The sequence below is a fragment of the Nonomuraea sp. PA05 genome (genome assembly GCF_008086045.1).
GTDB classification, from domain to species: domain Bacteria; phylum Actinomycetota; class Actinomycetes; order Streptosporangiales; family Streptosporangiaceae; genus Nonomuraea; species Nonomuraea monospora.
Map to the genome: position 1 here is coordinate 158,967 of NZ_VSEY01000030.1, position 9,825 is coordinate 168,791.

The window sequence follows — 9,825 nt, forward strand, 5'->3', positions numbered from 1 at the left end:
GGTCGGGGCTCGTGACAGACAACCGAATCCCTCCCCCCTTCGCCGGCGACGAGCGGGCGATGCTGAACAACTGGCTCGAATGGCACCGCGGCACGCTGGCCGTGAAGTGCGACGGCCTGTCGGAGGAGCAGCTGCGCGAGCGTTCCGCGCCGCCCTCCGCGCTCTCCTTGCTGGGCCTGGTCAGGCACATGGCGCACGTCGAGCGTTCCTGGTTCCGCCGGGTGCTGAACGGCGAGGACCTGCCCAAGCTGTGGGACAAGGATCGCGACAACGACGCGGACTTCAAGGAGGTCGACACCGCCTCGGCGAAGGAGGCGTTCGACACGTGGCAGGAGGAGATCCGGCTCGCCCGCGCCATCTCGGACGCCAAGCCGCTGGACGCGGTGGGTGACCGTAACGGGCAGGACTGCACGCACCGCTGGATCCTGATTCACCTGATCGAGGAGTACGCCCGCCACAACGGCCACGCCGACCTGCTGCGCGAGCGCATCGACGGCGTCACCGGCGAATAAGGGTCAGTCGTCGGCACGGAACAGCGCCCAGACGGCCTTGCCGCCGCGGGCCAGCGGATCCCAGCCCCAGCACTGGCTGTAGGTCTCGACGATGTAGAGGCCGCGCCCGTTCTCGGAGATGAAGTCGGGCTCCTTGGGCCTGGGCACCTCGTCGCTGGGGTCGGCCACGGCGAGCAGCACGTGGGGGGCGACCCGCATGAGCAGCAGCTCGATCTCGCGGCGGCCGGCGGCGTACATCGCGTACCTGACGGCGTTCGTCACCAGTTCGGAGACCACCAGTGCGGCGTCGTCGCTGAGGTCGTGCAGGCCCCAGCCGCGCAGTGTCCTGCGCGTGACGTCCCTGGCGGTTCTCACCGAGTCGGCCTGAAAGGGCAACGGGCACGAGGTCGTGTACGGCTTGCCACCCGTGAGGAGGCGGTCGAAGCCCACCTCCCGGGTTATCTGCAGGCAATCGGCAGTGGCCAGAGGGTCCTCCACCATGCCGCCGATACCTCCCCGTTCAGCCTTGGTTAGTGCATGTTTGGCCCAATATGCACTAAGCCATCATGGGTCACGAACGCGGCACCTGCAAGACCCAAATGCACGTGCAGTTGCAATGTGCAGGAGCAAGCGACGTTTTCGGGATAAATCTCCGAATCCGGACACGAGGTTGAGACCTTGTCATACCCGGCAATGTGGTGTCACTGTGTGTGCGGACCTTGATAGGAGGCAAAGTGACGCAGAACCAGCCGGGTTCCGGACCGACGGCGCTGCGCATCCTCCTGGGCTCCCAGCTGCGCAAGCTCAGGGAAGCGAAGAACGTCACTCGTGAGGAGGCCGGCCACCTCATCAGGGGGTCGGAGTCCAAGATCAGCCGAATGGAGCTCGGCCGAGTGGGGTTCAAGGAACGCGACGTGGCGGACCTGCTGACCCTGTACGGGGTCGTGGATCATCAGGCCCGCTCCGCCGTCCTCGATCTGGTCGCCACCGCCAACGAGCCGGGCTGGTGGCACCGGTTCAACGATGTCCTGCCCACGTGGTTCCAGGCGTTCGTCGGCCTTGAAGAGGCCGCCGCCAGGATCAGGACCTACGAGGTCCAGTTCGTGCCAGGACTGTTGCAGACCAAGGAGTACGCAAGGGCCGTGGTGACCGCCGGTGCGGCGGGCATCGGGGCAGAGGAGATCGCCCGCAGGGTGGATCTCCGACTGGAGCGCCAGCGGATGTTCGACAGGCCGGACGGGCCGGTCTTCTGGGCCGTGATCGACGAGGCCGCGCTCAGGCGGCCCATCGGCGGGGCCGAGGTGATGAGGGCACAGATCGAGCACCTCATCGACCTGATGCGGCAGCCGAACATCACCATCCAGGTCATGCCGTTCAGCTTCGGCGGGCACAGCGCGGAGGGCGGGGCGTTCAGCATCCTGCGCTTCCCCGACAGCGACCTGCCCGACGTCGTGTACGTGGAGCAGCTCGCCAGCGCGCTCTACCTGGACAAGCGTGAGGACGTGGACCGATACACCGAGGTGATGGAACGGCTGTGCGCCGTGAGCACCACGCCGGATGAGACGATCGAGCTTCTGAGGACGATCGCGGACGAGTTCTGACCGCGGCGGCGTCGTGGTTGGGTGTGCATCTGCCCTAGACTGGCCATCGGCGTTGGATGCCGCCGTTGCGGAGCATGCCCAACACCGCACATGTGGGCGCGGCGCGCGAGCCGTACCGATTGGACGCGCCCGCGATCACTCGTAGCTTGATCAAGGAGACCATTCCGTGAAGACCGCTGTCGAGGAGCTCAGCCCGACCCGGGTCAAGCTCACTGTCGAGGTGCCGTTCGACGAGCTGCGCCCGAGCATGGATGCGGCGTACAAGAAGGTCGCGCAGCAGGTGCGCGTCCCCGGGTTCCGGCCTGGCAAGGTTCCGGCCCGCATCATCGAACAGCGCTTCGGCCGGGCGGTAGTGCTGGAGGAGACCCTCAACGACGCGGTGCCCAAGCTGTACGGCCAGGCCGTCGACGAGGCCGACGTGTTCCCCGTCAGCCAGCCTGACATCGAGGTCACGAAGATCGACGACGGTGAGCAGATCGAGTTCACCGCCGAGGTCGACATCCGGCCCAACTTCGAGGTGCCCGACTACCAGGGCATCGAGGTCACGGTCGACTCCGCCGAGGTCTCCGACGAGGACGTGGACGCCCAGCTCGACGCGCTGCGCCAGCGCTTCGCGACGCTGACCGGCGTGGAGCGCGCCGCCGCGAGCGGCGACTTCGTCGTGATGGACCTGCGCGCCGAGATCGACGGCGAGAACATCGAGGAGCAGCAGGCCAGCGAGGTCTCCTACGAGGTCGGCGCAGGCTCCGTGCTGCAGGGCCTCGACGACGCGCTCGAGGGCATGTCCGCGGGCGAGGAGAAGAGCTTCAAGACCGAGCTGGTCGGCGGCGAGAACGCCGGCGAGGAAGCCGACGTCATCATCAACGTCAAGTCGGTCAAGGAGAAGGTCCTGCCCGAGCTGGACGACGAGTTCGCCCAGCTCGCCAGCGAGTTCGACACGCTGGACGAGCTGAAGAACAGCATTCGCGAGCAGGCCCGCCGCAACAAGCTCATCGACCAGGTCGTCCAGAGCCGCGAGAAGGCGCTCGACGCGCTGCTCGACAAGATCGAGATCCCGCTGCCGGACAGCGCGCTCAAGGCCGAGGTCGACGCGCGCAAGCACAACCTCGACCACCAGATCGCCGAGAGCGGCCTCAGCCGCGACGCCTTCTTCCGTCTGTACCAGACGTCGGAGGAGGAGCGCTTCGAGGAGTTCGACAAGAACTCCGCTCGCGCGATCAAGGTCGGCTTCGTGCTCGACAAGATCGTCAAGTCCGAGGAGCTGGGCGTCTCCGAGCAGGAGCTGACCAACTTCGTGGTCCGCCGCGCCATGGAGATGGGCGTGCAGCCCAACGAGCTGGCCAAGCACCTCGCCGACAACGACCAGCTCACGCTGGCCATGGTCGAGATCGTCCGCGACAAGGCCAAGTCGGTGCTGGGCGACGCCGCCAAGGTCGTCGACACCGAGGGCAACGAGGTGGACCTCAAGGCCATCTACACCGAGATCAACGGCGAGCCGCCGGTCGAGGAGGAGGAGGCCGCCGCCGACTCCGACGAGGCCGCCGACAAGCCCGCCGAGGACAAGGCCCAGGCCTGACGCTCAGGCGTAACGGGAGCCCCCGGACCAGCCGGTCCGGGGGCTCCCGCTTTTCGCGGGCCGGGGCGTTCACGGAAGTGTGCCGGGCCCGCGAGGGGAGTGTGGCCTCCCCGCGAGGTTTCCCGCGAGGGCGGAGGCCGTCAGGGGCGCTCAGATGGACGCTGCGGGGACGGCGGCCCTGTGATGCACCCAGCCGAGAGCGCACCCTCCCGCGACACCGGGGGCGCCGTCTCAGGGCCCTGTGGATGTACGGCGAGTGATGGCCCGGGGTCCGGGAGGCGGCTGCCGCGCGTCAAGCGGGACGAATGCCGCATGCGACCGCGAAGGGTAACAGGGGCCGGTCCATCCGAACCTGCGCCGTCAGCGAACAGTCCGGGGGACCGGGCATGACCTGTGGGCGGCGCGCGTTAAGGTCACAAGCAAAGCCAATCGATTACGACGCATCGGAAGGTGACGCTGTGACCAGCCCGCCGACCTTCTATCAGCCTGAGTCTCGAGGCCGTGAGAACGGCTCCGCCTTCCGGCTTGAGGACCAGCTTTACCAGCGCCTGCTCCGCGAGCGCATCATTGTGCTCGGGCAGGAGGTCAACGACGAGATCGCCAACCGCATCTGCGCCGAGCTGCTGCTGCTCGCCGCCGATGACCCGGAGCGTGACATCACGCTCTACATCAACTCGCCGGGTGGCTCGGTGAGTGCGGGCATGGCGATTTACGACATGATGGAATACGTGCCGAACGACGTCTCCACCGTGGTGATGGGCATGGCCGCCTCGATGGGGCAGTTCCTGCTCACCGCGGGGGCGCGGGGCAAGCGTTACGCGCTGCCGCACGCCCGGGTGATGATGCACCAGCCCTCGGGTGGCATCGGCGGTACCGCCGCTGACATCGCCATCCAGGCTGAGCAGATGCTCTACGTGAAGAAGACGCTGGCCGAGCGGATCGCCTTCCACACGGGGCAGTCGCTGGACCAGATCGAGTCGGACTCCGACCGTGACCGCTGGTTCACGGCCGAGGAGGCCAAGGACTACGGCTTCATCGACCACGTGGTGCGCAGCGCGCGTCAGGTGCCCTCCGCGGGCCCGGTTTCCTAGGGGGAGCTGACATGAACATTCAGAGCCGTTACGTTCTCCCCTCCTTCGTCGAGCGCACGTCCTACGGCGTGAAGGAGATGAACCCGTACAACAAGCTCTTCGAGGACCGCATCATCTTCCTCGGGGTGCAGATCGACGACGCGTCGGCCAACGACGTGATGGCCCAGCTCCTCACGCTGGAGTCGCTGGACCCCGACCGTGACATCAGCATCTACATCAACTCGCCGGGTGGCTCCTTCACCGCCATGACGGCGATCTACGACACGATGCAGTTCGTCCGGCCGGAGATCCAGACCGTCTGCCTCGGCCAGGCCGCGTCCGCCGCGGCCGTGCTGCTGGCCGGCGGCACCCCGGGCAAGCGGTTCGCGCTGCCCAACGCCCGGGTGCTGATCCACCAGCCGTCCACCGAGGGTGGCGGCCAGGGCAGCGACATCGAGATCCAGGCCCGCGAGATCCTCCGCATGCGCACGCTGCTGGAGGACATCGTGGCCCGGCACACCGGTAAGACCTCCGCTGACGTCCGCAAGGACATCGAACGCGACAAAATTCTCAACGCGGACGAGGCAAAGGCGTATGGTCTGATCGACGACATCATCCCGTCCAGGAAGAAACGAGCTCAGGCCGTAGCTTCCTAGACGAGACGTGACGCACCGGAGCGCTGCCCAATAGGGCACGTTCCGGTGCGACTCGCCGCTAGGGGGCTCACTGAGGGCCCAGAAGACGGTAACGTCGAAACCTGAGCGGTTCGGCCTAGTCCGGAGGATGTCCGGAGACACTGCTCGCGGGAGCAGGGCGGTCCCACGCAAAGGAGTATCTGGGGTGGCACGCATCGGCGACGGGGGAGACCTGCTGAAGTGCTCTTTCTGCGGGAAGAGTCAGAAGCAAGTCAAAAAGCTCATTGCCGGTCCAGGCGTCTACATCTGCGATGAGTGCATCGATCTCTGCAACGAGATCATCGAGGAGGAGCTCACCGAGTCCTCCGAGCTCAAGTGGGACAACCTGCCCAAGCCAAGAGAGATCTACGAGTTCCTCGACGCCTACGTCATCGGTCAGGACAAGGCGAAGAAGGCCCTCTCGGTGGCGGTGTACAACCACTACAAGCGGGTGCAGTCCGGCGACCGGGGCAGAGACGACGTTCTCGAGCTGGCCAAGAGCAACATCCTGCTGCTCGGGCCCACCGGCTCGGGCAAGACGCTGCTGGCGCAGACCCTGGCGAAAATGCTCAACGTGCCCTTCGCCATCGCCGACGCCACGGCTCTGACGGAAGCGGGATACGTCGGCGAGGATGTGGAGAACATCCTGCTCAAGCTGATCCAGGCCGCCGACTACGACGTCAAGAAGGCCGAGACCGGCATCATCTACATCGACGAGGTCGACAAGATCGCCCGCAAGAGCGAGAACCCGTCGATCACGCGCGACGTCTCCGGTGAGGGCGTACAGCAGGCGCTGCTGAAGATACTGGAGGGCACCACCGCGTCGGTTCCTCCGCAGGGCGGCCGCAAGCACCCGCACCAGGAATTCATCCAGATCGACACCACCAACGTGCTGTTCATCTGCGGTGGCGCGTTCGCCGGCCTCGAGAAGATCATCGAGTCGCGCATCGGCAAGAAGGGCATCGGCTTCAACGCCATCATCCGGTCGAAGGAAGAAGTCGACACCGCCGACATCTTCGGTGACGTGATGCCGGAAGACCTGCTGAAGTTCGGCATGATCCCCGAGTTCGTGGGCCGTCTGCCGGTCATCACCTCGGTGCACAACCTCGACCGCGAGGCGCTCATCCAGATCCTCACCGAGCCGCGCAACGCGCTGGTCAAGCAGTACCGCAAGCTGCTCGAGCTCGACGGAGTGGAGCTGGAGTTCACCGACGGCGCCCTGGAGGCCATCGCCGACCAGGCCATCCTGCGCGGCACCGGCGCCCGCGGGCTGCGCGCCATCCTGGAGGAGGTGCTCCAGTCCGTCATGTACGAGGTGCCCTCCCGGCAGGACGTCGCCCGTGTGGTCATCACCCGCGAGTCGGTGCTGGAGCACGCGATCCCGACGCTCGTCCCGCGCGACCAGCTCGCCGTCAAGCAGCAGCACACGCCGCAGGAGAAGTCGGCCTGAGCAGGCCCTTGGCAGCACCCGAACGCCCCGTGGTGGAAACCATGGGGCGTTTCGCTTGCCCGCCTCCCTAGAATTGGTTGCTGTGACAACGCCAGAGCTGCCTACTCAATACACACCGGCCGACGTCGAGACCCGCAGCTACGAGCGCTGGGTATCCGAAGGCTACTTCCGCGCCGACCCGGGCAGCTCGCGCGAGCCGTACAGCATCGTCCTCCCGCCGCCCAACGTGACGGGCGTCCTGCACATCGGGCACGCGCTCGACCACTCCATCCAGGACGCGCTCACCCGGCGCGCCCGCATGCAGGGCCGCGAGACCCTCTGGCTGCCCGGCATGGACCACGCCGGGATCGCCACCCAGAACGTCGTCGAGCGCGAGCTGGCCAAGCAGGGCAAGTCGCGCCACGACCTGGGCCGCGAGGCGTTCGTCGAGCGCGTCTGGGAGTGGAAGGAGGAGTCCGGCGGCCGGATCCTCGGCCAGATGCGCAAGCTCGGCGACGGCGTCGACTGGTCGCGCGAGCGCTTCACGATGGACCCGGGGCTCTCGCGGGCCGTGCAGACCATCTTCAAGAAGCTCTACGACGACGGGCTGATCTATCGCGCCGAACGCATCATCAACTGGTGCCCGCGCTGCCTGACCGCGCTGTCCGACATCGAGGTGGAGCACAGCGAGGACGAGGGCGAGCTCGTCTCCATCCGCTACTCCGACGAGATCGTGGTCGCCACCACGCGCGCCGAGACCATGCTCGGCGACACCGCCGTGGCCGTCCACCCCTCCGACGAGCGCTACGCCCACCTGATCGGCACCATGGTGGAGGTGCCGCTCACCGGCCGGATGATCCCGGTCGTCGCCGACGAGCACGTCGATCCAGCGTTCGGCACCGGCGCGGTCAAGGTGACACCCGCCCACGACCCCAACGACTTCGAGATCGGACGGCGCCACTCGCTGCCGTCCCTCACCGTCATGGACGAGCGGGGCGTCATCACCGCGCACGGGCCGTTCGAGGGGCTCGACCGTTTCGAGGCGCGGCCCGCCGTGGTCGCCGCGCTGCGCGCCGAGGGCCGCATCGTCGCGGAGAAGCGGCCGTACCTGCACTCCGTCGGCCACTGCTCGCGCTGCAAGACGGTGGTCGAGCCGAGGCTGTCGCTGCAGTGGTTCGTCAACGTCGCGCCGCTGGCCAAGGCCGCCGGCGACGCCGTTCGTGACGGGCGCACCCGCATCCACCCGCCGGAGCTGGCCAAGCGCTACTTCGACTGGGTCGACGACATGCACGACTGGTGCATCTCCCGCCAGCTCTGGTGGGGCCACCGCATCCCGGTCTGGTACGGCCCGGGCGGCGAGGTCGTGTGCGTCGGCCCCGACGAGGAGCCGCCGGCCGGCTACACGCAGGACTCCGACGTTCTCGACACCTGGTTCTCCTCCGGGCTGTGGCCGATCTCGACGATGGGCTGGCCCGACCGGACGGCGGAGCTGGAGCGCTTCTACCCGACGTCCGTGCTGGTCACCGGCTACGACATCCTGTTCTTCTGGGTCGCCAGGATGATGATGTTCGGCCTGTACGCCATGGACGGCGAGCCGCCGTTCCGTGTCGTCGCCCTGCACGGCATGGTCCGCGACCAGTACGGCAAGAAGATGTCGAAGTCGTTCGGCAACGTGGTCGACCCGCTCGACTGGATCGACCGCTTCGGCGCCGACGCCACCCGCTTCACCCTGCTGCGCGGCGCCAACCCCGGCGCGGACGTCGCGGTGAGCGAGGAGTGGGCGGCCGGCTCGCGCAACTTCTGCAACAAGATCTGGAACGCCACCCGCTTCGCGCTGATGAACGGAGCGGCCGTCGGCTCGCTCGACGGAGCGGAGCTGACGGCGGCCGATCGGTGGATCCTTTCACGCCTGCAGTCGGTGATCGAGGCGACCGACGCCGCCCTGGAGGACTTCGAGTTCGCCAAGGCCTCCGACTTGCTCTACCACTTCGCGTGGGACGAGGTCTGCGACTGGTACCTGGAGCTGGCCAAGATCCAGCTCGGTGAGGGGCTGGAGCACACCAGGCTGGTGCTCGGGCACGTGCTCGACGCGCTGCTGAGGTTGCTGCACCCGCTGGTGCCGTTCGTGACAGAGGAGCTGTGGCGGGCCGTCACCGGGGGCGAGTCGATCGTCGTGGCGCCGTGGCCGGTGCGCGAGGAGCGGTACGTGGATCCGGCCGCCGAGGCCGAGATCGACGCGTTGCAGGAGCTGGTGACCGAAGTTCGCCGGTTCCGCTCGGATCAGGGGCTCAAGCCCGGCCAGAAGGTCGCGGCGCGGCTCGGGCTGAGCGGCACGCCGCTGGCCGGCCAGGAGTCGGCGATCAGGTCGCTGCTGCGGCTGACGGAGCCGCCGGAGTCGTTCAGCGCCACGGCGCGGTTCACGGTGGGCTCGGTGACCGTGGAGATCGACACGGCCGGCGCCATCGACGTGGCCGCCGAACGAAAGCGGCTGGAGAAGGACCTGGCCGCCGCGCGCAAGGAGGCCGCCCAGGTGGCGGCCAAGCTGGGCAACGAGCAGTTCATGGCCAAGGCGCCGCAGGACGTGGTGACCAAGGTCAGGAGCCGCGCCGAGCAGGCGTCGGCCGACATCGAGCGGCTGGAAGCGCAGCTCGCGGCCCTGGGTGTTTGAACCACGAGCACGAGGGGAAGGTCCATTCGTTACCGAGAATGGACCTTCCTCGTCTCTGAGGCTGCTACAGTTTTCAACGCGGGGCCAATCGGCCCTGACATCCCGCTGAACGAACCCCGACTTTCGGGTGGCTCCAGCCGCACGGTTGGACAAGAGCCGAAAGTTAGAGTAAGTTAGCAGGGTTGCCTCGAAGAGAGGCAAGTCCGGAAGCTCCCGGATCGGGCGGTTTGACAAGGATCGTCCGGATCTGGTAGACTGAAGGAGACGAAATGTGCGCCTCGCGCACCGGGGGCCCGGAAGGGATCTGGTGCGAGAT

General features: G+C 67.2%; 8 protein-coding genes. 7 read left to right on the plus strand and 1 reads right to left on the minus strand.

Features of this window, described 5'->3' with window-relative positions; all coding sequences use genetic code 11:
• The first annotated feature begins 11 nt into the window (after window positions 1–11).
• A complete protein-coding gene (locus tag FXF51_RS39380; RefSeq protein ID WP_262380119.1) occupies window positions 12–512 on the plus strand; it encodes a DinB family protein in 501 nt (166 codons plus the stop codon).
• 3 nt (window positions 513–515) lie between these two features.
• Here FXF51_RS39380 and FXF51_RS39385 read toward each other — a convergent pair whose 3' ends face one another.
• The gene (locus tag FXF51_RS39385; RefSeq protein WP_148439842.1) at window positions 516–992 is read right to left on the minus strand and encodes an ATP-binding protein; all 477 of its coding nucleotides are present in this window, start codon (window positions 990–992) and stop codon (window positions 516–518) included.
• 233 nt (window positions 993–1,225) lie between these two features.
• Here FXF51_RS39385 and FXF51_RS39390 point away from each other — a divergent pair, with 233 nt between their 5' ends.
• The 6 genes from FXF51_RS39390 to FXF51_RS39415 all read left to right on the plus strand — a co-directional run bounded on the left by FXF51_RS39390 (window position 1,226) and on the right by FXF51_RS39415 (window position 9,509).
• Window positions 1,226–2,092: a helix-turn-helix domain-containing protein gene (locus FXF51_RS39390; protein WP_148439843.1), complete on the plus strand. Its 867-nt coding sequence runs from the start codon at window positions 1,226–1,228 to the stop codon at window positions 2,090–2,092.
• A gap of 166 nt (window positions 2,093–2,258) precedes the next feature.
• Entirely contained in the window at window positions 2,259–3,668 is a 1,410-nt protein-coding gene (gene tig, locus FXF51_RS39395) for a trigger factor (RefSeq protein WP_148439844.1), read from the plus strand.
• A gap of 458 nt (window positions 3,669–4,126) precedes the next feature.
• Complete coding sequence (locus tag FXF51_RS39400) at window positions 4,127–4,759, plus strand: ClpP family protease (RefSeq protein WP_148439845.1); 633 nt, start codon at window positions 4,127–4,129, stop codon at window positions 4,757–4,759.
• A gap of 11 nt (window positions 4,760–4,770) precedes the next feature.
• Window positions 4,771–5,394, plus strand: a complete 624-nt coding sequence (locus FXF51_RS39405) for an ATP-dependent Clp protease proteolytic subunit (protein ID WP_148439846.1) — start codon at window positions 4,771–4,773, stop codon at window positions 5,392–5,394.
• Between the two features lie 184 nt (window positions 5,395–5,578).
• Window positions 5,579–6,862 (plus strand): ATP-dependent Clp protease ATP-binding subunit ClpX, encoded by a 1,284-nt coding sequence (clpX, locus tag FXF51_RS39410; protein ID WP_148439847.1) that lies wholly within the window; start codon window positions 5,579–5,581, stop codon window positions 6,860–6,862.
• 82 nt (window positions 6,863–6,944) lie between these two features.
• Window positions 6,945–9,509: a valine--tRNA ligase gene (locus FXF51_RS39415; protein WP_316247658.1), complete on the plus strand. Its 2,565-nt coding sequence runs from the start codon at window positions 6,945–6,947 to the stop codon at window positions 9,507–9,509.
• Window positions 9,510–9,825 lie beyond the last annotated feature (316 nt).

Bases quoted from the DNA above. Each gene is read 5' to 3' on its own strand.
- FXF51_RS39385 (WP_148439842.1), bottom strand. From the start codon at position 992: ATGGTGGAGGACCCTCTGGCCACTGCCGATTGCCTGCAGATAACCCGG.
- FXF51_RS39405 (WP_148439846.1), top strand. From the start codon at position 4,771: ATGAACATTCAGAGCCGTTACGTTCTCCCCTCCTTCGTCGAGCGCACG.